The 22,876-nt window shown below is 49.4% G+C and carries 23 protein-coding genes; 1 reads left to right on the top strand and 22 read right to left on the bottom strand.

All coding sequences use genetic code 11. The features are described 5' to 3' along the window. Positions 1-2 precede the first annotated feature (2 nt). The 3 genes from OCV63_RS04450 to OCV63_RS04440 all read right to left on the bottom strand — a co-directional run bounded on the left by OCV63_RS04450 (position 3) and on the right by OCV63_RS04440 (position 1,181). The gene (locus OCV63_RS04450; protein WP_009260053.1) at positions 3-320 is read right to left on the bottom strand and encodes a DUF3847 domain-containing protein; all 318 of its coding nucleotides are present in this window, start codon (positions 318-320) and stop codon (positions 3-5) included. 286 nt (positions 321-606) lie between these two features. Then, complete coding sequence (locus OCV63_RS04445; RefSeq protein ID WP_004614949.1) at positions 607-810, bottom strand: hypothetical protein; 204 nt, start codon at positions 808-810, stop codon at positions 607-609. A 146-nt stretch (positions 811-956) separates the two neighbouring features. Next, entirely contained in the window at positions 957-1,181 is a 225-nt protein-coding gene (locus OCV63_RS04440; protein WP_008368839.1) for a helix-turn-helix domain-containing protein, read from the bottom strand. 302 nt (positions 1,182-1,483) lie between these two features. Here OCV63_RS04440 and OCV63_RS04435 point away from each other — a divergent pair, with 302 nt between their 5' ends. Further along, positions 1,484-2,524, top strand: a complete 1,041-nt coding sequence (locus OCV63_RS04435) for a DUF6076 domain-containing protein (protein WP_009260052.1) — start codon at positions 1,484-1,486, stop codon at positions 2,522-2,524. Between the two features lie 3 nt (positions 2,525-2,527). On the opposite strand, the gene OCV63_RS04430 is transcribed toward OCV63_RS04435, so the two are convergent. The 19 genes from OCV63_RS04430 to ilvN form a co-directional block, all read right to left on the bottom strand. Next, the gene (locus OCV63_RS04430) at positions 2,528-4,342 is read right to left on the bottom strand and encodes an ABC transporter permease (RefSeq protein ID WP_029732304.1); all 1,815 of its coding nucleotides are present in this window, start codon (positions 4,340-4,342) and stop codon (positions 2,528-2,530) included. A gap of 14 nt (positions 4,343-4,356) precedes the next feature. Further along, positions 4,357-5,022 (bottom strand): ABC transporter ATP-binding protein, encoded by a 666-nt coding sequence (locus OCV63_RS04425; protein ID WP_009260049.1) that lies wholly within the window; start codon positions 5,020-5,022, stop codon positions 4,357-4,359. Positions 5,023-5,173: 151 nt separating this feature from the next. Next, positions 5,174-6,205, bottom strand: a complete 1,032-nt coding sequence (locus tag OCV63_RS04420; RefSeq protein ID WP_009260048.1) for a sensor histidine kinase — start codon at positions 6,203-6,205, stop codon at positions 5,174-5,176. Next, positions 6,202-6,891, bottom strand: a complete 690-nt coding sequence (locus tag OCV63_RS04415) for a response regulator transcription factor (RefSeq protein WP_019162604.1) — start codon at positions 6,889-6,891, stop codon at positions 6,202-6,204. The genes OCV63_RS04420 and OCV63_RS04415 overlap by 4 nt, the downstream gene beginning before the upstream one ends. 209 nt (positions 6,892-7,100) lie before the next feature. Continuing rightward, positions 7,101-7,379, bottom strand: a complete 279-nt coding sequence (locus OCV63_RS04410; protein ID WP_158362329.1) for a helix-turn-helix transcriptional regulator — start codon at positions 7,377-7,379, stop codon at positions 7,101-7,103. 69 nt (positions 7,380-7,448) lie between these two features. Continuing rightward, complete coding sequence (locus tag OCV63_RS04405) at positions 7,449-7,856, bottom strand: HI0074 family nucleotidyltransferase substrate-binding subunit (RefSeq protein ID WP_158362327.1); 408 nt, start codon at positions 7,854-7,856, stop codon at positions 7,449-7,451. Then, complete coding sequence (locus OCV63_RS04400; protein ID WP_158362325.1) at positions 7,840-8,109, bottom strand: nucleotidyltransferase family protein; 270 nt, start codon at positions 8,107-8,109, stop codon at positions 7,840-7,842. Before OCV63_RS04400 ends, OCV63_RS04405 begins: the two co-directional genes overlap by 17 nt. A gap of 31 nt (positions 8,110-8,140) precedes the next feature. Next, entirely contained in the window at positions 8,141-8,431 is a 291-nt protein-coding gene (locus OCV63_RS04395) for a hypothetical protein (protein ID WP_158362323.1), read from the bottom strand. Between the two features lie 74 nt (positions 8,432-8,505). Beyond that, a complete protein-coding gene (gene thiI, locus OCV63_RS04390) occupies positions 8,506-9,690 on the bottom strand; it encodes a tRNA uracil 4-sulfurtransferase ThiI (protein WP_158362321.1) in 1,185 nt (394 codons plus the stop codon). Positions 9,691-9,703: 13 nt separating this feature from the next. After that, on the bottom strand, positions 9,704-10,858 hold the full coding sequence (locus tag OCV63_RS04385; protein ID WP_158362319.1) for a cysteine desulfurase family protein: 1,155 nt from the start codon (positions 10,856-10,858) through the stop codon (positions 9,704-9,706). A 137-nt stretch (positions 10,859-10,995) separates the two neighbouring features. Further along, the gene (locus OCV63_RS04380) at positions 10,996-11,733 is read right to left on the bottom strand and encodes a 16S rRNA (uracil(1498)-N(3))-methyltransferase (RefSeq protein ID WP_158362317.1); all 738 of its coding nucleotides are present in this window, start codon (positions 11,731-11,733) and stop codon (positions 10,996-10,998) included. Position 11,734: 1 nt separating this feature from the next. Continuing rightward, the gene (gene prmA, locus OCV63_RS04375; protein ID WP_158362315.1) at positions 11,735-12,694 is read right to left on the bottom strand and encodes a 50S ribosomal protein L11 methyltransferase; all 960 of its coding nucleotides are present in this window, start codon (positions 12,692-12,694) and stop codon (positions 11,735-11,737) included. Between the two features lie 158 nt (positions 12,695-12,852). Beyond that, on the bottom strand, positions 12,853-13,782 hold the full coding sequence (locus tag OCV63_RS04370; RefSeq protein ID WP_158362313.1) for an AEC family transporter: 930 nt from the start codon (positions 13,780-13,782) through the stop codon (positions 12,853-12,855). 56 nt (positions 13,783-13,838) lie between these two features. Beyond that, positions 13,839-14,819 (bottom strand): NAD(P)H-hydrate dehydratase, encoded by a 981-nt coding sequence (locus OCV63_RS04365; protein ID WP_158362311.1) that lies wholly within the window; start codon positions 14,817-14,819, stop codon positions 13,839-13,841. 249 nt (positions 14,820-15,068) lie between these two features. Further along, on the bottom strand, positions 15,069-18,266 hold the full coding sequence (gene carB, locus OCV63_RS04360) for a carbamoyl-phosphate synthase large subunit (RefSeq protein ID WP_158362309.1): 3,198 nt from the start codon (positions 18,264-18,266) through the stop codon (positions 15,069-15,071). After that, the gene (locus tag OCV63_RS04355; protein ID WP_158362307.1) at positions 18,259-19,338 is read right to left on the bottom strand and encodes a carbamoyl phosphate synthase small subunit; all 1,080 of its coding nucleotides are present in this window, start codon (positions 19,336-19,338) and stop codon (positions 18,259-18,261) included. Before OCV63_RS04355 ends, carB begins: the two co-directional genes overlap by 8 nt. Positions 19,339-19,474: 136 nt before the next feature. After that, positions 19,475-21,094, bottom strand: a complete 1,620-nt coding sequence (locus OCV63_RS04350; RefSeq protein ID WP_158362305.1) for an ASKHA domain-containing protein — start codon at positions 21,092-21,094, stop codon at positions 19,475-19,477. Positions 21,095-21,101: 7 nt separating this feature from the next. Next, on the bottom strand, positions 21,102-22,157 hold the full coding sequence (gene ilvC / locus OCV63_RS04345; RefSeq protein ID WP_262670647.1) for a ketol-acid reductoisomerase: 1,056 nt from the start codon (positions 22,155-22,157) through the stop codon (positions 21,102-21,104). A 63-nt stretch (positions 22,158-22,220) separates the two neighbouring features. Next, positions 22,221-22,754 carry an acetolactate synthase small subunit gene (gene ilvN / locus OCV63_RS04340; protein ID WP_158362301.1) on the bottom strand — a complete coding sequence of 178 codons (534 nt, stop codon included), beginning with the start codon at positions 22,752-22,754 and terminating at the stop codon, positions 22,221-22,223. Between the last annotated feature and the right edge of the window lie 122 nt (positions 22,755-22,876).

The raw sequence follows: 22,876 nt of genomic DNA, 5'->3' as shown, positions 1-22,876 counted from the left end.
CCTTAGTCACCGCCTTTCTCCTGCCCGGAAATACGGGCGTGGTTCTCAGTGGCAGACCGGATGAAATGCTCCGCCTGCGGCAGATTCAAAATGTTTTCCATGAGGGAATAAAATTCCGCTTCGGATAGCTCCTTTGTCTGTGGCGCAATGCTCTCAACGGCTGCCCCACGGGTAATTAGCCGGTGCGTCCTCTGTTTCCGGGAACCGCTTTCCAGATACGCCTGCCGGTTTTTCAAACGCTGCATTTTCCGTTTTTCCCGTTCCAGCAGGACAGTGGTTTTTTCATATTCCTGCTTCAACTGTTCCAAAGATTTTTCCATGTTCTCACATCCTTTGCTGATAAGATAAAGAAAGACCATCCGCAGACAGTCCGTGTGTCAGTGCTTCTATAAAACCCGATGAAAAGGGAAAACCGCAAAGCGGATTTCTCTTTGCGGCGGGTACACAGGGGATAGCCGCTTTAGCGGCGCAAGGGGGTGTAGCCACCTTGTCGGAGCAAAGCGAACGCAGACCTCGGATTGCTGATTTTATCAGCGGCAGAGGTAAGCTCCGCAGGACGCACGATACATGGTCTTTAGACTATGTATAGAAGTGCGCCCTTAGTTCCTAAGGGATTTTGCCGTTTCCGGCAGTTTTGTCCTTTTTCTTGGAACGCTTGGAAAGATACTTCGGGCAGTCAACCACAACCGCCCGGAAGCTCTGTTTACATTCGTGCTGGCATTTCCGGCACAGTTCGTTGTAAGTGATACGGCTGCGGTCATTTAAGAAGAAAGACCATTCCAGCCGCCGCTTGTTGCTCATTCTTGCCATAACCGGCTCCTTTCTCCATTTCTACCTGATGTACACAGATAGGCTGTTTTGGTGTAGCGTTTCGGTATCATTTTTAAGTTTTTTTCCCTCTGTATGCTCCTTTGGAAAGTGCGGCAGTATTGCAGTCAGGGAATGATACCTCACGCTTATTTGTCGCTTCTCGGTACGGTTTCGGAGCCTTTTGCCATCCATTCAAAGAAAGCAATTTTGCTGACCTTGATAAGCCTACCCCTGCGGAACGCCGGAAAGCCGGGTGTGTGTACTAGCTCATAGGCGCTCGCTCTTGAAATTCCCATAATCCGCTGAATGTCCGCTACATCCAGAACCAGCGGTAAATCCTCATAGCTGTTCAATCTCTTTTTATCGTTCATTCTGTTCCTCCCATAAATCAAATAGGTTAAAATGCTTCCTGTTGCCGTTCTCCCCAAAATCCGTTTTCCTGCCCCATTCCTGCGGTGTTTCCCTGCATTGGTGCGCCGGATGCGTCACTTCTCCTGCCGGTCATATCCCTTTTGGACGGTCATTCACTTGTCAAGGTACTGTGTGGCACGAAATTACCAACTGCAATCATCATAGCGGACTATCCTTGACAAAACAATGCTTCTGCGATACCATGAGTGTAACGGATATAACTAAATTATATAATTACCATAGACAAAGGCAGGGGATAGGGATGGAGAATCAGTTTATACGGCATGAGCCATGTTTTGAGAGGATTTTGTTTGTCCTGACGCTGGACAGGAAGAAAATGAAAGAGCGGATTTTGATTGGGGAAGAACAGCAGATCCGCTTCCGGCTGAACGGGAGCCAAAACGCAGAGGTGCTTTGTGATATGACACGCCCGCTGGGAACTTTTTTGATAAACTTTGAGCGTGACACGGACAGAGACTGGAACTTATACGGGCTTTCTCCGCTGCGGCAAGCCCTCCACTCCAACCGATGGAAACAGCCGGAGCTGGAACAGGCGGCAAGCGAATTTCTCTGGGGAAAATATCTTAGCAATGACCCTCTGAAAATGTATGTGGCGTTCCGTATCTGGAACAGCTATCTGCTTGCCAGAGAACCCCGTGACCGTAACACTGCCTGTGACCGCTTCATGGATAAAATGAGCAGACTGACCGGGGTATTCCAAAACGAATCCATGAGCTTTGACAGGGAGACAGGAAAACCGAAACATTTTCAAGCTGGCAGCCTTTATTTCAAAGGCGCACCATCAGAAGATACCCGACTTGACCTCTGGTTTCCGGACAACCGGCGCACAGAAGAATGTGTGTCTGCCTATGCGTCCCTCTACCCGTTGATTACCTATTATCTGAACCGGCTGAATGACTGGGGGCTTTGCTTCCGGCAGTGCAAGGTCTGTGGGAAATATTTTCTGGCAAAGAGCCAGCGGTATGAACTGTGCAGCGACAAGTGCCGAAAAGCACAGGCGCTTCAAAACAAGCGGGAATTTGACGAAAGGGCAAGAGAAAATAACTATGACCTGCTTTATAAAAATGAATGCCAGAACTGGCGCAACAAAATAAACCGGGTAAAAAATACCGCAGGCTTTCCGGCTGACCGTCTGGAAAAAATACAGGCTGCCTTTTCCGACTTTAAGAAAGAAGCCTTGCAGAGAAAAAAGGCTGTAAAAACAGGAACAGCCAGCCCGAAAGAATTTACGGACTGGCTGTATCAGCAGAGTAATGTAATTGTGGAGCTGACGGATTATTAAAACTTAGCCTATCGTTCTAATGCGCTCTATAATTGAGTGCTGTTGCAAAGATTTCTTTTGATATACTGATACTACATGATAGACCATCACAACCGCAGCAAAGTATAAAAGCACAAAAAGAACTGGGAAGTGATATTCAAAGTATGAAAGTCCGGGAATTTTTGATATTTGGGTACAAAGCAGCAATCCGATTGGTATGCCTAAAATGCAGCTTCCTATAAAACTTCCAACCAGATAGATGAAACTTTCCGACTGCTGTACTTTTCGCAACTGCAATTTTGTCATACCTGTAGCTTCCAGTAGTGCATAGTCGTGTCTTCTGGCAATGGCATTTGTAATGCTGGTATTCAGCATATTTATAAATGAAAACAGACTAATAAGCACCACCAAAACTGTAATGATGACTTTCGCATTATGGAAGTAATCTTCCAATGCCATAACATCATCAGCCAAAACAGACACATCAACTCTGTCGTCATCTATAAAAATTTCTTTGATTATCTCTGTTGCTACGTCTTTTCCGTTATCATCCAAACAAATATACCATGCAAGCGTACAATTCATTTCTGACAGTGATTTCATATTTTCACCACTTGTATAAATAACAAGCCCAGTATCGCTGTTTTCTACAAATCCGCTTACAACTAACTCCACTTCTTTTTGACCATATCCTGTATCTATGATATACGGCAGATAATCTCCAACTTGAAGCTGCATATTCAGTTTCTGATAATAAGGAGACTGTCTATTGATAGCAACAGGAATTGCTCCATTCTGTAATTCATGACTTGGTTGCATACCCTCAACAATTTCATTTTTAAATGTTTCTGGATTTACAGCATTTTCAATGGACAGTTCAAATTTTTCCCCCTCTGAATTTGTCAGAATGCCGTCCAGCATATACAATTCATAAACATCTTTTACACCTGAAATGTTATACAATTTTTGCTTTTTTTCTTCTGTAAATGGTGTAGATTTCATTAAATCATAGGTGGATTCTTCATCAGCCGTTGAATTTAGTAGTACAAATACATCACTATTTCCCTGGTAAGGTTGTGACGCAAGTCTTTCGGGATTTATCGCATTCAATATTGAAAAAACACCGAACATTAAAATCCCACTCATAATGAGAGATAAAAATGTATAGGCAGCTTTCTTTCTATTGGCTCTACAATACATCCACCCGATTCTTATAGGCGTAAGTTTACGCTTTGCCCCAACACTTCTAAAATAGTTTGTTGCCTGTGTATGTTGTGCTTCTATTGGTGATGTAGATGCAGCCATTTTCGCTGGTGCTTGAAAAGCCAAAGCTGTGATAATCCAAATAAATATGCCGGAGATTACCGCACATACAATGCTTGGTATCCAGTAAAAATGAAGTGGTAAAACTATGTTTACCAGAAAACCGATGACTGTTCCCAACACAATGCAAGGTTTTGCTATTTTGTCACGTTCTTTCTTGACCACTGATTTAATTTGCTGGTATGTTGCGCCGATTGCCCGTAATTGTGCAAATTCATGTACTCGTTGCAGTACAGATACATAAAGAATATTTTTGACAGCCAGCCCTGCCGTACAAAGAAGTACAATAACAATTCCTAAAACAGTTCCTACTGCTTCAGTTGTATTATTTACATGGGCGATCTGCTGCGTACTAAGCGTTGCATTGCACAAAAGAATACCAGAAAAGCTCAACAGAAATGCCGCAATCAAGATGATAACTCTGATTAGAAATGTCCTATTCTTTTCAGAGAATACACTCTTTTCAGCAATCCTTTTCTCTATTCTCTCTGTATCATTTTCAAAAGGATAATTCATAATTCCCACCTCCTTTAACCTACAATTTTGCCATCCTCAATCCGCACAATGCGGTCTGCGAGCTGGGCAATCTCGTTATTGTGAGTAATCATTACAATGGTCTGATTAAATTCTCCGCTGGTACGTTTCAAAAGCCCTAACACATCTGCACTGGTCTTGCTGTCGAGATTTCCAGTCGGTTCGTCAGCAAGGACAATCGCCGGCTTTGTAATTAAAGCTCGTGCAATCGCTACACGCTGCTGTTGACCGCCTGAAAGATTGTTTGGCATATTTTCCAGCTTATCTTCTAAAGCCAGCATATACACAACTTCGTCCATAAATTTCTTATCTACGGTATCACCATCCAATTCCACAGGCAGGGCGATGTTTTCATATACATTCAAAATCGGAACCAGATTGTAGTTTTGGAAAATAAACCCTATGTTACGACGGCGGAAAATTGTCAATTCATCATCATTCTTTTTCGCAAGTTCTTCCCCCCGTACAATCACGCTGCCGGAAGTGGGGGTATCAAGTCCTCCCATCATGTGGAGTAACGTAGACTTGCCGCTGCCGGAAGTTCCAACTACGGCAACAAATTCTCCCTGTTCCACAGTAAAATTTACACCATCAAGGGCACGAGTGATGTTTGGTTCTGTGCCGTAATACTTCTTTAAGTCGATTGTTTGTAAAATGCTCATATTCAAATGCTCCTTTCAAGGCTTTCTACCTGTTGATGAAGTCATTGTAAACCACAAATGTTACACAAATGTCCGAGGTAGGAAAAATTTTTATCGAAAATCGAGATGAAATGTTACAACGCTCGGACATTTCAAAAAAAGTGGCTGTATCTTACCTTACAGGAAGCATAATAGAAAATTCTGAGCCTTGCCCCAGCTCTGAAACGACCTTGATATAGCCCCCTTGCCTTGTTACAATCTCACGAGCCAAATACAAACCTATTCCCACACCCTGTTGATCGTGTACTTCTTCCTCACGATAGAAGCGCCGAAAGATGGCAGCCTGATTGCTTTCTGAAATGCCCCTGCCGGTGTCGGTCACTTTGACCTCTACGTACATTTCCCACTGAACCACTGATACAGAAATCTTTCCACCTGACGGAGTGTATTTTACTGCATTGTCCAGCAGATTGAAAAGGGCTTCGCTTGTCCACTTGCTGTCATGGGAGATTATCAAATTTTCCGGGCAATCCACGGATACAGCAATTTCTTTTTTCTCTGCGGCATATACAATACTGCTCATAGCTTGTGCAAGCGTATGGAATAAGCTGCTGTCTTTCTTTTCTAATCGTATTGCTCCGGTTTCTAACCGGGATGTTTTAACCAGTGCTTGGAACAGAAAATCCAGTTTATCAGTCTGACTGCGTATGCCTTGCAAAAAGTCCATCCGTTCTTCTTCTGAAACAGGCTTTGTTAAAAGTGTGTCCGTTACCATTTGCAAATTGCTGACAGGCGTTTTGACTTGATGCGAAATATCAGAAATCAGCATTTGAAGCTCCTGTCGTTCCATGTCTACCTTGTGCCGATTTTCCTGCATAATCTCATACAACCGGATTAAGCGGTGGTTGATACGGGCAAAAAGAGTTTCACTATCATTTGACTTTTGTAATTCCTCGTTTCCATCAATCATGTTGTCCAGCGTCCGGCACAAATTAGAAGTAAAATGAGAAAGGCGTTTTCCAAAAGACAGCACCAATAGCCAAATCCAGAAAAATGCACAGAGTGTCAATGTTCCACCTGCTATGAAAATTCGTATATCCTGCATTATACCGCCGAGAATACCGGTAATTACCAGCATAGAGAAAACCATGCCAGCACTAATCAGTCTACAAATTTTCTTAGCAGAAAGGTTATTCAGTTTCATTTCTTTTCGCCTCCTGTCCATTGATACCCCATACCGTAAACCGTTTTGATATATGTGTCGCCATCCGCTTCAATCTTACTGCGAATGCGGCTGATAGAAGTAGTAAGGGTATGTTCATCTACATATTTTTCATCAATGTCCCACAGCCTTTCCAAAAGTTGTTGGCGGGTAAGTACCTGCTTCGGATTTTTAAGAAATAGGTTCAGCATTTTATATTCCATCGCAGAAAGCGCTAATGGTTTCCCGTTCAAACTTGCAAATTGTTCCGAAAAATCCAGAAACAGGCTACCATCCTCGTAAATATCCTTAGCTGGTTTGTGATGTTCCAACATAGCGAACATGGCTTTGATCTTTCGCTGCAAAGCACTAATCGAAAAAGGTTTCGTGATATAATCCACTGCACCAGCTTCATATCCTCGTATCTGATCGCTTTCCTGATCGTTGGCAGTTAGAAATATAACTACTGTATCAGGATGCTCTGGCTTGATAAGACGGCATAGGTCATAACCATTTCCGTCTGGTAAATTTATATCCAGCAATACCAAATCAAAAATGTTTGTTTTTAATGATTCAGCGGCTGTCCTTGCATTCAGAACAGAAGTTATTGTGTAACCGTCCAATTCCAAATTATAAGTAAGCGTTTTATTCAAAAGATTATCGTCTTCGACAATTAAAATCTGCTTCATATTGTCACTTCCTTTTCTTTTTGCAGATAGTATAACAGGCAAATGTCCGAGAATTGTTACAAGGACAAATATATTTATTATTTTACAGCTTTTTTCTGTGTACTGCAATTTTATATAAAGAAAGGACAGCAGTGTCAAATTGCTGTCCTTACGGCTTATTATAGCTGGTAGTGTATAAGCGTGGGTTCATCATATTTGGTGTGGTATCTTTAACTATGGGAAACTCCGCTCTCCCATTTGGAGACGGCCTGGCGGCTGACGCCCAGGGCCTCGGCTACGAATTCCTGCGTCATTTTGCACGCAGCCCGATGGGCTTTCAGGATCTCGCCCAGAGTACGGGCAGTCTCTGCCTTTTCTTTGCGAACGGGCTCTGCTTTCAGGTATTTCCGCAGGGCTTTTACCAGCAGGACAAAAAGGTAAATCAGTCCACCGACGATCAGCGCGAAAATGAACAGATTGATGAAAGTGACAATAGTTCCGATCAGCATAAGATAGAATCCTCCTGTTCTGTCTTTGATGCGGGAATCATAGCAAACGCGGGTGGTTGCTTCCACCAACTATCGCGCAACCGGCAATCTTTTTACGGTTTCTTCAAACTCGTAAAACAAATCAATATAGGTTTCCACTATCGTACTACAATGTTCCTTCACAATTTCGCAGTCATAATCATGCATCAGCTCATTTCTCACCTTCAGCATTTCCATCCAGGCGTCATCAGAAATCAGATTCGCCTTGAAAGCCTCCCGAAGCACCTCTCGCGGCGATCCTGCCACAAAACCGGTAATCGCATAGTGTTGCACCAGGATATCCTTCATAACCTTCCATGCCAAATCAAAGGTAATACTGAATTTGGCGCTGGTACCGCTTAAAACAAAGGAATCGGAAAGATCCCTCTGTTTTGCCTCCGCCAGCGCATCCAGTGAGTTACAAAATGATGTGAACCGTCTTTTAAATTTCTCGTCCATATTGCCTGATATCCTCCAATAACAACTGATTTTTACAGGTATCCAGATTCAACAGGTCCACACTGTAAAGAGTTGGAAGCTCCTCTATTTTTTCTGCCAACAGTTCAAATTTTTCCACTCCTGTCACGGCAATGTCAATGTCGCTTCTCTCCCGTTCCGTATGCTTTGCCCTGGATCCATATAAAATCACTCTTTGGGCATGAAAGCTTCTGCAAAGCTTTGCTGCTTCCTGTATTACTTCTTCTGCGGTCATCTGCGACACCCTCTTTCTGTCATTGCCACTTTTAGCCGTGCAGCCCGTTAGTCTGGCGGATCATATCCTCCACCACAATATCGAAAATTTCTCCTATGGAATTGCAGTATTCCAGAATTTTCCAGGGCTCATTGGTATGGAAATGAATCTTCACCAGATCCTCGTCTCCCGCCGCAATCAGGCTGTTGCCCTCAAAATGCTCGGTGATGTAATCGGAAATTTCATCCTCGTCCAGGTCCTGATCCCTGCGCTCAATCAGAAGCTGGGTATCATAACGGTATGCGAACTGATCGTCTTCAGCGTCAATTGAATTTACTCCCATGTGATTAATCTCCTTTGTTTTCCTGATAATAATCAATATTGTCCCAGCCGGCTCGTATGGTTTCTTTATACCCTTTAACCTACCACAATCAGTTCCGCCGTCTCGATGGCCTTATCCACCATCTCATCGATCTGCTCCATCAGCTTCTGTTCGGAGCGCTTGATCACATTGATGTTCGGCTTGGTCACCGGATGCTTGGCAACAAATATCGTACAGCAGTCCTCAAAGGGCTGAATCGACGTCTCATAAGTATCAATCTGCTTGGAAATCGTTACGATATCTTCCTTATCGTACGCAATCAGCGGACGGAATACCGGCATAGTGCAGACCTCGTTGGTAGCTGCCAGGCTGTGTACGGTCTGGCTGGCTACCTGGCCGATACTCTCGCCGGTAATCAGGCCGAGAGACCCTGTCTTCTCCGCGATCCGCTCTGCGATCCGCATCATATAACGGCGCATGATAATCGTCAGTTCGTCGTGAGGACATTTCTCATAGATATATAACTGAATCTCCGTAAAGTTTACCACATACAGGTAAATGGGGCCGGTATAACGGGCCACCTTCGCCGCCAGATCTACCACCTTCTGCTTTGCGCGCTCGCTGGTGTAGGGCGGCGCATGGAAATATACCGCGTCAATCTTGACGCCGCGCTTAGCTACCATGTAGCCTGCCACCGGGCTGTCAATACCACCGGATAAAAGCAGCATGGATTTTCCGTTGGTGCCGATGGGCATACCGCCCGGACCCGGGATAATGTCAGAGTACAGATAAATATGCTCCCGCACTTCCACATGAATCATCAGCTCCGGCTCATGCACATCTACGCGCATACCCGGAAACGCATCCAGAATCCGGCCTCCCAGCTCCGCGTTCATCTCCATGGAAGCCTTCGGATAAGTCTTGCGGGCGCGGCGGGCCTGTACTTTAAAGGTTTTCTCACAATTCTCGCCGTAGCGGGCCTTTAAGTAAGCCACCACATCGTCGCCCAGCTTCTCAAAGCCTTCGTCCTCCAGAATCACCACCGGGCAGATGCCCACGATACCGAATACCCGGCGCATGGCTGCCACCGCGTCGTCGTAATCGTACTCGCCCTCGGTGTGGACATAGATACGTCCCTGATCCTTGGTTACTTTAAACGTGCCCTCCACATGCTTCAGGGCATGGCGGATCTGCGCTACCAGCGCGTCCTCAAAGAGATACCGGTTCTTTCCCTTGATCCCGATTTCTCCGTATTTAATCAAAAATGCGTGAAAAAACATGTTGTTCCCCTTTCTATCTTCTCGTAAACCGGCGCAGCATCGGAAGTAGGGCCCGAAGCGCCTCCAGTGTGTAATCCAGCTCCTCTTTTGTCGTAAATTCACTGAAGCTGAACCGGATGGTGGAGTCCAGAAGCTCCTTCTTTACGTGAATGGCCTTCAATGTCTCACTGACCGCCGGGTGATTGGAAGCGCAGGCAGATCCGGAGGACACGTAAATGCCCTTATCCTCCAGAGAATGAAGCAGCACCTCGCTTCGTACTCCCGCAAAGCTGACGCTGACAATATGGGGCGCGCCCTCTCTGCCCTCCGGTCCGTTTACAATGGTTCCCTCTATCTTTTCGATCTCTTCGACAAAGTATTCCCGGAGCCCATACAGCCGCTCCATCTTCTCGTTGAAATCTGTATAAATCTCTTTTACGGCCTCGCCCAGCCCTGCGATACCCGGCACATTTTCCGTACCGGAGCGTAAGTCTCTCTGCTGGCCGCCTCCGAAAAGAATCGGATGAATCTTCACATGCTCGTCTACATACAGAATTCCCATGCCCTTGGGCCCATGAATCTTATGACCGCTGACACTCAGCATGTCAATACCCAGCTTTTTCGGCAGAATCCGGAACTTTCCGTAGCCCTGCACCGCATCCACATGGAACAAAACGGGTTTCTCCCGGTTTTTCAGAAGCCTTCCTATCTCCTCGATGGGCTGTACCGCGCCAATCTCATTGTTCACATACATGACAGACACCAGAATGGTCTCGTCCGTCAGCGCCTCTTCCAGATCCGCGATCTGCACCCGTCCCTGTCCGTCTACCGGCAGGTAGGTTACCTGAAAGCCCTGCTTTTCCAGCTCCTTCATGGTATTCAAAATAGCCGGGTGCTCAATCCGGGTGGTAATCAGGTGCTTTCCTGCCCGCTGATTGGCATGGGCCGCGCCCATGAGCGCCAGGTTATCGCTCTCTGTCCCGCCGGAGGTAAAATAGATCTCCTTGGGCTCCACCTTCAGATTCTTCGCAATGATTTCTTTCGCCTCACGGACGTATTTCTCCGCGTCCATACCCTTCTGATGTAAGGAGGACGGGTTGCCGTAGTCCTCGGTCAGAACCTTGTACATCAGCTTCGCTGCCTCCGGGAAGCAGCGGGTGGTGGCTGAATTATCTAAATAAACTTCCATGATATTCCTCTTTTTTATTTTCTATATTCATAGCTTTTATCTCAAACGCATCATACATATCTTTAGCTCTGTAAAGATTATCCTCTAACCCAGCTATATAAATCCTCCTACAAGATAACAACTATGAACTTATATTTCTATTCTTCCAGCAGGTAACTCAGCATGGCCATCACCGCCAGCCCTGCCGTCTCAGTCCGCAGAATTCGCTTTCCCAGCGTAATAGCCTTCGCTCCTGCTGCCACTGCTTCCTCTACTTCGCTTTCTTCAAAGCCGCCCTCCGGGCCGATGAAAATACCTACGGACTGGCCGGGTCTGATTTCACCCATAACCCGCCTGGTTTCGGCCATATGCTCAGCCCGCTCATAAGGGATCAGAAGCACATCCAGCTTCTTTGCCTCCTCCAGGGCCTTCCCAAAGGACATGACGCCGCTGACCTCGGGGATCACACCACGGCCGGACTGCTTGGCCGCGCTCTCCGAGATGGTATTCCAGCGCTTCAGCCGTGTCTGCTCCTTTTTTGCGTCCAGCTTCACCACAGCACGCTTCGTGGATACCGGAACAATCCGGTCCACTCCCAGCTCCACGCATTTCTGGACGATGAGATCCATCTTATCGCTTTTCGGCAGCCCCTGAAACAGGGTAATGGCCGAGGCAAGCTCCGCATTGCCGTCAAGCTTCCAGAGAATCTGGGCGCGCACCTCATTTTCACCAAGATCGGTAAGCTTACAGCGGTACTCTGCGCCTTGGCCGTCAGCGATCAGCACTTCCTCGTCTGCCCGCATACGAAGGACATTCCGGATATGGTTCACATCTGCTCCAGTGATTACGATTTCCTTTTCCCCGATCTGACCGGGTTCCGCAAAAAAACGATGCATCCTACTGCTCCTTACGGGCCGTTACGCTGACCCACTCGCCCTGATGGGTGACCTCCAGTACGGTCAGGCCACATTTCTTCACGGTCTCCACCACCAGGTCTTCCTTATCGTCAATGATACCGGATGTAATATAGACGCCGCCCGGCTTCAGCTGGGACAGAATCACCGGCGTCAACGGCACCAGCACCTCCGCCAGAATGTTCGCCACTACGATATCATAGCATCCATAGCCAACCCGTTCCTGAATCTCTTTCTCTGTGATAATATTGCCAATCATCATTTCAAAGGAAGCCGGGTCGATGCCATTCACTTCCATATTTTCCCTTACAGCCTCTACCGCGCAGGGATCCAGATCGGTTCCTACCGCGTGCTTCGCTCCCAGCTTCAGACTGATGATGGACAGGATACCGCTGCCGGTTCCCACGTCCAGAAGCTCCGTCTCCGGCGTCAGAAACTTGCGAAGCTGGCGGATACACAGCTGTGTCGTCTCATGCATACCGGTTCCGAAGGCGGTTCCCGGATCAATCTGAATCAGAAGCTTTTCCCGATCCTCCGGCTTCACCTCTTCCCAGGAGGGCTTGATCAGGATATCGTCCACGTAAAACTGATGGAAGAACTCCTTCCAGTTGTTGATCCAGTCCTTATCCTCGGTTTCAGAGGCCTGAATCGTAGCTTCTCCGATCTCCACGCCCCAGCCCGCGATTTCCTTTAAACCCTCGCGCACCCGCTCCAGCATTTCCTCCTGATCCGCATCCGGCTCCAGATAAAAGCTGATATAGGCCACGCCGTCGTCCGCCGGTCCCTCCGGCAGAATGTCCACAAACATCTGCTCCTTTTCTCTCTGGGACAGGGGAACCTTGTCCTCGATCTCGATTCCCTCGATGCCCACATCCTGCATCATACTGCTGATGAGATCCTCTGCCTCCGTCCGGGTCTTCAATGTGTATTTATTCCATTTCATAAAATGCACCTCTCATATCTTTTAGGTCACAACAAAACAGGCACTCGTCCGACAAGTGCCCACACTCTATACTAGGATAGCATAAAAAAAGCGCTCCGACAAGTACTGCCGAAGCGTTTTCCCGCCATTTCTAAGATATTTCTCAGATAAATCTGATTTTACGCAAACACGACACCTACCAGCATTCCGTAAATGGGAATCGTCACCATGGACACCAGTGTGGTGAACACCACCAGACCGCTGGCAAAGCCATAGTCGCAGTCATGCTGGGAGGCCAGAAGCGCCGTAGTATTGGCCACCGGCATGGAGACCAGAACTGTGATGACCTCCGCCACCAGAGGCTCCAGATGGAGCAGGTAGCAGACGCCCAGCACGATAAGGGGCTGGATACCCAGACGAAGTACCGTGATAACACCCAGATCCCTACAGAAGATCCGACGCATGTCGGTCTCTCCCATGATAAAACCAATGGTCAGCATGGTCATAGGTGTCAGGCACTGATTAAAGCCGTAAATGGTATTATGCAGGAAATCCGGCAGCTTCGCCTGGGGGAAAAACATCCATACCACACCGATGATGGTCGCCAGTACGCAGGGATGCGTAATCGTTCTCTTCAAGGTTTTCGAAAAACTGCCCACACCCTCCTGAAAACATTCTAACCCTACGCTCCACATGAATATCCGCACCGGAAGTAGGAACACGGAAGCGTATACCAGTCCTGGCGCGCCGTACAGGCCCTCGATGACCGGATTGCCCAGATAACCGCAGTTGGCAAACTGGAAGGCGTAGCGCATAATACCGCGGCGGCTGTTGTCCATGTTTTTCCATAAAAATTTACTTAAGATATACCAGGTCAGCTGAATCAGGGCTGACATGATAATGACTACGATCATAGAGCGAAAAGCCGAAGTGTCCGACTTGGAAAAGGCGTAGAGAATATTGCAGGGGAGAATCAGGTTGACCAATAGATTGGTCAGGCTCTTGCGTCCCTCCGATGTGACGATTCCCTTTCTTCTGATAAAGACGCCCACAAGGAGCATCGTAAACATCATGCCCTGCATGGTCAGCAGGCTTTTCATATCTACCATTATGTTTTCCTCTTTTGCTGTCTGATTTTTATATATATATCTTTCTTTTTCCCGCTTTAAAAATGATGCAATTGATTCTTCTGAAGCTCCAGAATTGCCGCCGGGATCCGCGCAGTCAGATCTGAGGGCAGCATACCGTACTCGCCAAGTTCTGTCCGGGCCAGATCTCCGGCCAGGCCGTGAAGATAAACAGCCAGGGCTGTCATACGTCCGGTTTCTTTCAAAAATGAGCTTTCTTTCTGTGCCTGTTCTATTGCCTCTGTCCGTATAGAATTACCTGTGTACTTTCCGTCATTTTTGTGCGCAGCCACCAGTTGTCCCAGCAGCCCCAGAATCATGCCGCCCAGCACGTCCCCGCTGCCTCCCTTGGCCATCCCGTTATTCCCGGTAGGATTCACATAACAGCTTCCGTCCGGCAATGCGGTCACGGTTCCCGGCCCCTTCAGTACCAGGATACAGCCGTATTCCTTTGCAAAATCCAGCGCCGCCGTTTCCCGGCCAGCCGCCAGTTCACCGCCCAGATAGTGAAATTCTCCCTCATGGGGCGTCAGAATCGTAAGCAATCCTTTTTCCGCCCGCTTCCGCAGTACATCCTTTCGATCCTTAATGGCATACAGCCCGTCCGCGTCCAGAATCAGCGGCGTCTCTGTTTCTTCCAGAATTTTACTTATCAACTTTGGCAACTCCTGGGAGCGTCCCAGTCCCGGCCCCAGAAGCCCGGCGTCGCAGCTGTTCAACCGCTCCAGAATCGGGAAAAAAGCGTCCTTGGAAATCTTCCCGCGGGCTGCAGGCAGCGGCGACGGCATCACTTCCAGACAGTGCCCCGCCACGATAGGGTATACCGGTTCGGGCACCCCCAAGAACACCAACCCGCTTCCACTGCGGGCTGCGCCATAAGCTGCCAGTACCGGAGCGCCTGTAAAGCCTACACTTCCGCCCGTGATACTGACCCGTCCAAAATCACCCTTGTGACCGTCCGGGTTCCGTACCGGAAGAAGCTTTGCTGCCAGTTCCTTTGTAAAAATCTGCTTTTCCATACGCCCACCGCCTTTTTCCGAAAAAATCTGTATCCATTGTAGCACAAACTTTCCGGACTGTGAACCTCTGTGTACTTTTCCTTCTGTTTAACCGCCTCGAATCGCATACGATTAAGCTTCCTTCGTGTCCTGTTTCCTAAGCTCCTCGAATTCGAGGAGTAAATTGAGATTATGGACTTTTCCCACAGCTGCAAAAAGGACTCTCCTTCCCGGAAAGTCCTTTCTACTATTTTATCACTCTATTCTCACTTAAATCGTTGCAATATCAATGAGGCTTAAGGTCTTCACGTCCGTATTCTCCAGACTGGTTACCAGAGCCTTGGCGGTATCGATCGCTGTCAGCACATTAACACCTGTCTCAATGGCATTCCTACGGATGACAAAGCCGTCGTGGCTGTGATCTACACCCTGGGAGGGCGTGTCGATAACCAGGTCGATCTTGTGGCCCAGAATCAGATCCAGAATATTGGGGGACTCCTGCTCCAGCTTTCTGGTCAGGCGCACGGAGACGTCTGCCTCCATGAGTGCTCTTGCGGTGCCCTTGGTGGCATAGATACAGTAGCCCAGCGCCTCAAAACGCTTCGCAATCTCCACTGCTTCTTCCTTATCCTCGTCCCGGACAGTCATAATCATATTTTTATGCTTGGGCAGACGGATGCCTGCGCCCAGGAAGGCCTTGTAAAGGGCCTCGTTGAAGGTTTTGGCAATACCCAGACACTCACCGGTGGATTTCATCTCCGGTCCCAGGCTGATGTCCGCGCCGCGGATCTTCTCAAAGGAGAATACCGGCATCTTCACCGCATAATAATCTGCCTCCGGCTGAAGGCCCGGCTGATAGCCCAGATCCTTGATCTTGTAACCCAAGATGACCTTGGTAGCCAGCGGCACAATCGGAATACCGGTCACCTTGCTGATATAGGGAACCGTACGGCTGGAACGGGGATTTACCTCGATCACGTATACCTCGTCGCCTACCGCGATAAACTGAATGTTAATCAGACCGATCACATGCAGGGACCGTGCCAGGCGCTTCGTGTATTCCTCGATGGTAGCCTTCACCTTATCGCTGATGCTCTTGGCCGGATAGACTGAGATACTGTCTCCGGAATGGATACCCGCGCGCTCGATATGCTCCATGATACCCGGAATCAGGATATCCTCGCCGTCGCACACGGCATCAACCTCGATCTCCTTGCCCTGCAGGTACTTATCTACCAGAATGGGATGCTCCTGGGCAATCCGGTTGATGATACCGATAAATTCCTCCACGTCCTTATCGTTGATGGCAATCTGCATACCCTGGCCGCCCAGCACGTAGGAGGGACGCACCAGAACCGGATAGCCCAGCTCGTTTGCTGCCTTCTTTGCCTCCTCGGCGGTAAATACCGTATGTCCCTTGGGTCTCGGAATCTGACACTGCTCCAGAATCTCGTCGAAGAGCTCCCGGTCCTCTGCCGCGTCCACGTTCTCCGCAGAGGTTCCCAGGATGGGCACGCCCATCTTCATCAGGGCCTCGGTCAGCTTGATGGCAGTCTGTCCGCCGAACTGTACCACAGCTCCATCCGGCTTCTCCAGACGCACGATGCTCTCCACATCCTCCGGGGTCAGCGGCTCGAAATACAGCTTATCCGCAATATCGAAGTCGGTACTTACCGTCTCCGGGTTATTGTTGATGATGATGGTCTCATAGCCCTCTTTCGCAAAGGCCCAGGTACAGTGTACAGAGCAGAAGTCGAACTCGATACCCTGTCCGATCCGGATGGGGCCGCTGCCCAGAACCAGTACCTTCTTACGGTCTTTTGTTTCTACGACTTCATTTTCACTGCCAAATACAGAGTAGTAATAGGGTGTGCTTGCCTCGAACTCTGCCGCACAGGTATCTACCATTTTGTACGCAGCGGTGATGCCGTTGGCGTAACGGAGCTCTTTAATCTCCTCCTCCGTCTTGCCGGTCAGGCGGGCAATGACATTGTCCGGGAACTCGATCCGTTTCGCTTCTTTTAAGAGCTCCGGCGTCAGGGGCTCACTCTTCAGCGCCTGCTCCATTTCCACCAGAATCGCAATTTTATCAATGAACCAGAGATCAATCTGGGTAATGGCATGAATCTCCTCATAGGAAATGCCCTTGCGGATGGCTTCCGCAATCAGCCAGATACGGCGGTCGTCCACCACATGAAGCTGATCCAGGATTTCCTCTCTGGAAAGATTTGTAAAATCATAGGACATCAGGCTGTCCACGTGCTGCTCCAAAGAACGGATGGCCTTCATCAGTGCGCCCTCGAAGTTGTTACAGATGGCCATAACCTCGCCGGTGGCCTTCATCTGTGTGGTCAGGGTACGTTTTGCGCTGATAAATTTATCAAAGGGCAGACGGGGCATCTTCACGACACAGTAGTCCAGCATAGGCTCAAAGCTGGCCTTGGTCTGTCCGGTAATGGCGTTGGGAATCTCGTCCAGGGTATAACCCAGGGCAATCTTAGCCGCTACCTTGGCAATGGGGTAGCCCGTAGCCTTGGAAGCCAGCGCAGAGGAACGGCTCACTCGGGGATTTACCTCGATGACGCAGTATTCGAAGCTCTCCGGATGCAGGGCATACTGAACGTTGCAGCCGCCAGTGATGTTCAGCTCGCTAATGATATTCAGGGCAGAGGTACGCAGCATCTGGTACTCCTTGTCGCCCAGGGTCTGGGAAGGAGCTACAACGATGCTGTCGCCGGTGTGTACGCCTACCGGGTCGATATTTTCCATGTTACATACGGTGATGCAGTTGCCGGCGCCGTCCCGCATAACCTCATACTCGATCTCTTTCCAGCCTGCAATGCAGCGCTCCACCAGAACCTCGCCCACACGGGAAAGCCGGAGACCGTTGGCCAGAATCTCCTCCAGCTCCACCTGGTTGTGGGCGATTCCGCCGCCGCTGCCACCCAGGGTGTAAGCCGGACGAAGAACCACCGGGTAACCGATTTTATTGGCAAAGGCAATACCTGCCTCTACGTCCTTTACTACCTCGGAAGCCGCCACGGGCTCGCCGATTTTCTCCATGGTGCTCTTGAACTCCAGACGGTCCTCGGCCTTCTTGATGGTCTCGGAAGTAGTTCCGATGAGACGTACGTTATGCTCCTTTAAGAAGCCACGCTCCTCCAGCTCCATGGCCAGATTCAGTCCCGCCTGGCCGCCCAGAGTCGGCAGGACGCTGTCGGGCTGTTCCTTCAAAATCAGCTGCTCTACCACCTCTACGGTCAGCGGCTCGATGTATACGCGATCTGCGATATCCTTATCGGTCATGATGGTAGCCGGGTTGGAATTTAAGAGGACAACCTCGATGCCCTCCTCCTTCAGGGAACGGCAGGCCTGGGTGCCCGCATAGTCGAACTCGGCTGCCTGGCCGATGATGATCGGGCCGGAGCCGATGACAAGTACTTTTTTGATAGACGGATTCTTAGGCATTTTTCTTCACCTCCATCATGCGAATAAACCGGTCAAACAGGTAGCTGGAATCCTGGGGACCCGGGCATGCCTCCGGATGGAACTGTACGGTAAAAATGTTCTTACCGGTGTATTTCAGACCCTCGTTGGTTTTGTCATTGACATTTTCAAAGGCCGCTGTCGCTACAGCCGGGTTCAAGCTGTTCACATCTACGGCATAGCCGTGGTTCTGGGAGGAAATATAGACTCTTCCGGTCTCCAGATCCTTTACCGGGTGATTGCCGCCTCTGTGGCCGTATTTCAGCTTGTAGGTGTCTGCGCCGGTGGCCAGGGCCATCAGCTGATGTCCCAGACAGATGGCAAAAATCGGAATGTCGCTTTCATAGAGCTTCCGCACCTCGTCGATGATGGGACCACAGTCCTTGGGGTCTCCGGGGCCGTTGGAAAGCATGATGCCGTCCGGATTGGACGCGATGATTTCCTCTGCCTTGGTTCCCGCCGGGTAAATCGTAACCTCGCAGCCTCTCTCATGGAGGGAACGGGCGATGTTGCGCTTTGCGCCAAGGTCCAGGAGCGCTACCTTGTAGCCGTCATTTTTCATCACAGACTTTTCCTTGCAGGTAACCTTTTCGACCACCTTACCGGTACGGTATGCCTTTAAACGGGGCAGTACCTCGTCCAGGTTTTCATATTCTTTTGTGGTAATCATACCGTTCATGGTGCCACTCTCACGCAAAATCTTGGTCAGCGCACGGGTATCAATACCTGCGATTCCGGGAATATCATATTTTTTCAGGAAATTCTGAATGGTATCTGTACTTCTGAAATTGCTAGGAAGGCGAGAAAGCTCCCGAACAATATATCCATCCGGCCAGGGACGTCCGGACTCCATATCCTCATAACATATTCCATAATTACCAATCAACGGATAAGTCATTACCACTGCCTGTCCCGCGTAGGAGGGGTCGGTCAGCACTTCCAGATAACCGGTCATTGATGTATTGAACACGATCTCACTTACGACCTCGCGCTCTGAACCGATGCTGGTGCCTGTAAACACATGTCCGTCTTCCAATATCAGAAAAGCTTTCATTCGTCCACCTGTTCCTTTCAAAATTATAGTCTCTTTGTATATACTTTCTCAAAAAAAAAAGACATACCATGCCCACTCGCATTTCCAGTCTTTTTTCCTCAAATTGAAGTTATTATACTATAACTCTTTTTGATGTTCAAGAGTTTTTTTCTATTTTTTTCTGCCGTTCCAAAAGCCGTCGCTCCACGGTTGGAAACCGCTGCAGATCTGTGTGTGGAATGGCCTGGGCCGCCCGCATGATCTCCAGGAACTCCTCCACCGCGCCAAACTGGACGTACTGCATCCGTTCGATGTTCTCCTCTGCTTTCTCCCTAAGGCCGCGATCCAGCAGCAGCTTCCGCGCGCCCTGCAGGGACGTATTTCCCGGGGAAATGATTTTGTCCCGGTCGATATCCGGGTACATGCCGATGGTCACCGCCGACTCCTTATCAATGTGAGTGCCGAAAGCTCCGGCCACATAGAAGCGTCCCACATCCTCCATGGTGAGGCCGATAAGGTTCATCATGTATTCCACCATGGTCATGGCTGCGGCCTTAGTGCGGATGAACTCGTCGATATCGCTCTGATAGAAGCAGAGCCCCGGCGCGTACTCAATGGCGTACTCCACATCATTTTCGGAGGCCGCGTCTACTTTCTGACACTTTCGGAGACCTGGAATCCGGAACTGCTTCCCGCCGTCTTCCTTTTCCATCTGATTTTCCGCTACCTGAAATCTCCCCCGCAGATCAATCCAGCCATTCAGATAAAGCTCTGCCAGCAGATCCACGATACCGGAGCCGCAGATGCCCTTCGCCTCCGTCTCACCAATCACATGAACCTTCAATCGCCCATGCTCTGTGATCACCCTGTCTACCGCGCCGTTCTCCGCCCGCATACCCGTGCGTACCGAACCGCCCTCCAGGGCCGGTCCTGCCGCACCTGCGCCAGCCAGCAGGAATTCCTGATTGCCTACCACCAGTTCTCCGTTGGTTCCCACGTCCAGAAAGACACTGATCTCCTCCCGGTCGGGAATCCCAGTGGCCAGCATACCGCTGATGATATCCCCGCCCAGGTAATTCTCCATGGCCGGACAAAGGTATACAAAGCCCTGTACCGGAATTCCAAGCTCCGCTCCCCGGCACACCTCCGGCTCCAGGGTCTGAACCGCGTAGGGCGACTGAAAAACCCCGAAGGCATCCAGCCCCAGCAGGAAATGCATCATGGTCGTATTGCCTGCCACAGTCAGGATGTTGCACTGCCGCGCGTCCACGCCGGTCTTTTCCAAAAGCTTCTCTATCAGCATCCGAAAGCCCCTCGCCGTAACTTCCTGAAGCTCGCGCCGCCGCTCCGGGTGATCCTTGGTATAGAAGATACGGGTCAGAATATCGTCCCCGTAGGCGATCTGTGGATTGAATACACTTTCCGAGGCAAACGTCTCTCCGGTATTCAAATCCACCAGTTCCATTACAATCGTGGTGCTGCCCAGATCCGCGCAGAGGCCATAATGCTGCGCCGTTGTGTCTCCTGGCTCCAGCGCCAGCAGCTCCCAGATGCGTCCGTCAAAGCCAAGCGATGCCGTCACCTGCCAGTCTGCCTGCTCACAGATCGCCAGACATTCCGACAGCACCAACGGACGAATCCGGATATCTGCCTCTTTGTCCGTATAGAAAGAACCACAGTCCCTGAGAGCAGCCAAAAGCCGCTTTTGCATGGATCTGTGGTCCTCCTCACAGGGACGGGGCAATTTTAAATATACTTTTCTGCTCCATTCCTTCATATTCTAACTAGTTATCCAGCAGCTTGTCCTGGCCGTTCCAGCTGTACAGCTTACGGATTTCCTTTCCAACCTTCTCTGACGGATGCTCAGCAGCCAGCTTTCTCATAGCCTTGAAGTGAGCCTGTCCACCTGCCGGAGACATGTCAAGCAGGAAGTCCTTTGCGAAGGTACCGTCCTGGATATCCTTCAGGATCTTCTTCATGGTCTTCTTAGTCTCCTCTGTGATAAGCTTCGGTCCGGTGATGTAATCGCCGTACTCTGCAGTATTGGAGATAGAATAACGCATTCCTTCAAAGCCGGACTGGTAAATCAGGTCTACGATGAGCTTCATCTCATGGATACACTCGAAGTAAGCATTTCTCGGATCATAGCCAGCCTCAACCAGAGTCTCGAAACCAGCCTGCATCAGAGCGCATACGCCGCCGCACAGAACTGCCTGCTCACCGAACAGGTCTGTCTCTGTCTCGGTTCTGAATGTGGTCTCCAGGATACCGGCTCTTGCTCCGCCGATAGCCAGGCCGTATGCCAGTGCATACTCCAGAGCCTTGCCAGTCGCATCCTGCTCTACCGCTACCAGACAGGGCGTTCCCTTGCCGGCCTGATACTCGCTTCTTACGGTGTGGCCCGGCGCCTTCGGAGCGATCATGGTAACGTCTACATTCTTCGGCGGTACGATCTGATTAAAGTGGATGTTGAAGCCATGGGAGAACATCAGCATATTGCCCTCTTCCAGGTTCGGCTCGATATCCTTCTTGTACATAGCTGCCTGCAGCTCGTCATTGATCAGAATCATAATGATGTCTGCGCGCTTTGCAGCCTCTGCTGCTGTATAAACCTCAAATCCCTGCTCCTCTGCTCTCTTCCAGGATTTGCTTCCCTCATAAAGGCCGATAATGACATGGCATCCGGACTCCTTTGCGTTCAGTGCCTGTGCGTGTCCCTGGCTGCCGTATCCGATCACTGCGATGGTCTTTCCATCCAGCAGAGACAGATTGCAGTCTTCCTGATAATAGATCTTTGCCATTTTTTCATTCCTCCGTTTTATTTTGTGTAATAAATTTATGCTTGAGGCGGCGGCATCCGGCCCGCAGCCGGTAATGGGTCACCTAAAGTATCGTAAATAAAATTAGCTGAAATCGTAGTCCATAAGCCGACCGTCCTCATCGTACATCTTCACATCGAAGGTGCCCCGGGACAGACCGGTGATACCGGTTCTCGCCAGCTCCAGAATCTCATACCCGCTTAACAGGTCGATAAAGGCGTCCACCTTGGACTGATTGCCGGTCAGTTCGATGACCAGGGATTCCTTGGCCACATCCACGATCTTCGCGCGGAAAATATTGGCCACTGCGATGAGGGACTGGCGGTTCTCCTCACTGACCTTCAGCTTAATCATAATCAGCTCGCGGCAGATAGAAGTTTCGGGCTCCAGGCGCTTGATATCAATCACGTCTACCAGCTTATTCAACTGGTTCTCAATCTGCTGCATAATAATCTCGTCGCCCTTGGCTACTACGGTAGCACGGGAATAACGGGGATCGGCGGTTACGCCAACCGTCAGACTGTCGATATTATAACCACGGCGGCTGAACAGGCCTGCGATGCGGCTTAACACACCGGAGGTATTATCGACCAGAATAGAAAATACAACTCGTTTCATAGCTTTCCCTTCCCTTTTAAGTGTTCGCTGCGCGGACAGTTGTCCCGTCCGCGCAGGCAAATCTTTCTCTTGATTCTACCAAGTTCGACACCCGTTGTCAACCATTTCAACAGGGAATCTTC

This window comes from Laedolimicola ammoniilytica, assembly GCF_025567165.1.
GTDB classification, from domain to species: domain Bacteria; phylum Bacillota; class Clostridia; order Lachnospirales; family Lachnospiraceae; genus Laedolimicola; species Laedolimicola ammoniilytica.
Note: the sequence above shows the minus strand (reverse complement) of the source record. Positions and strands in the feature narration are given on the sequence as shown.

Bases quoted from the DNA above. Each gene is read 5' to 3' on its own strand.
- prmA (WP_158362315.1), bottom strand. From the start codon at position 12,694: ATGAAATGGAATAAATACACATTGAAGACCCGGACGGAGGCAGAGGAT.
- OCV63_RS04395 (WP_158362323.1), bottom strand. From the start codon at position 8,431: ATGGGAGTAAATTCAATTGACGCTGAAGACGATCAGTTCGCATACCGT.
- OCV63_RS04440 (WP_008368839.1), bottom strand. From the start codon at position 1,181: ATGAACGATAAAAAGAGATTGAACAGCTATGAGGATTTACCGCTGGTT.
- OCV63_RS04405 (WP_158362327.1), bottom strand. From the start codon at position 7,856: ATGGACGAGAAATTTAAAAGACGGTTCACATCATTTTGTAACTCACTG.
- OCV63_RS04445 (WP_004614949.1), bottom strand. From the start codon at position 810: ATGGCAAGAATGAGCAACAAGCGGCGGCTGGAATGGTCTTTCTTCTTA.
- OCV63_RS04415 (WP_019162604.1), bottom strand. From the start codon at position 6,891: ATGAAGCAGATTTTAATTGTCGAAGACGATAATCTTTTGAATAAAACG.
- OCV63_RS04425 (WP_009260049.1), bottom strand. From the start codon at position 5,022: ATGAGCATTTTACAAACAATCGACTTAAAGAAGTATTACGGCACAGAA.
- ilvN (WP_158362301.1), bottom strand. From the start codon at position 22,754: ATGAAACGAGTTGTATTTTCTATTCTGGTCGATAATACCTCCGGTGTG.
- OCV63_RS04355 (WP_158362307.1), bottom strand. From the start codon at position 19,338: ATGAAAGCTTTTCTGATATTGGAAGACGGACATGTGTTTACAGGCACC.
- OCV63_RS04380 (WP_158362317.1), bottom strand. From the start codon at position 11,733: ATGCATCGTTTTTTTGCGGAACCCGGTCAGATCGGGGAAAAGGAAATC.
- OCV63_RS04370 (WP_158362313.1), bottom strand. From the start codon at position 13,782: ATGGTAGATATGAAAAGCCTGCTGACCATGCAGGGCATGATGTTTACG.
- OCV63_RS04400 (WP_158362325.1), bottom strand. From the start codon at position 8,109: ATGACCGCAGAAGAAGTAATACAGGAAGCAGCAAAGCTTTGCAGAAGC.
- OCV63_RS04420 (WP_009260048.1), bottom strand. From the start codon at position 6,205: ATGAAACTGAATAACCTTTCTGCTAAGAAAATTTGTAGACTGATTAGT.
- thiI (WP_158362321.1), bottom strand. From the start codon at position 9,690: ATGTTTTTTCACGCATTTTTGATTAAATACGGAGAAATCGGGATCAAG.
- carB (WP_158362309.1), bottom strand. From the start codon at position 18,266: ATGCCTAAGAATCCGTCTATCAAAAAAGTACTTGTCATCGGCTCCGGC.
- OCV63_RS04410 (WP_158362329.1), bottom strand. From the start codon at position 7,379: ATGCTGATCGGAACTATTGTCACTTTCATCAATCTGTTCATTTTCGCG.
- OCV63_RS04350 (WP_158362305.1), bottom strand. From the start codon at position 21,094: ATGAAGGAATGGAGCAGAAAAGTATATTTAAAATTGCCCCGTCCCTGT.
- OCV63_RS04430 (WP_029732304.1), bottom strand. From the start codon at position 4,342: ATGAATTATCCTTTTGAAAATGATACAGAGAGAATAGAGAAAAGGATT.
- OCV63_RS04450 (WP_009260053.1), bottom strand. From the start codon at position 320: ATGGAAAAATCTTTGGAACAGTTGAAGCAGGAATATGAAAAAACCACT.
- OCV63_RS04385 (WP_158362319.1), bottom strand. From the start codon at position 10,858: ATGGAAGTTTATTTAGATAATTCAGCCACCACCCGCTGCTTCCCGGAG.
- OCV63_RS04365 (WP_158362311.1), bottom strand. From the start codon at position 14,819: ATGGAAAAGCAGATTTTTACAAAGGAACTGGCAGCAAAGCTTCTTCCG.
- OCV63_RS04435 (WP_009260052.1), top strand. From the start codon at position 1,484: ATGGAGAATCAGTTTATACGGCATGAGCCATGTTTTGAGAGGATTTTG.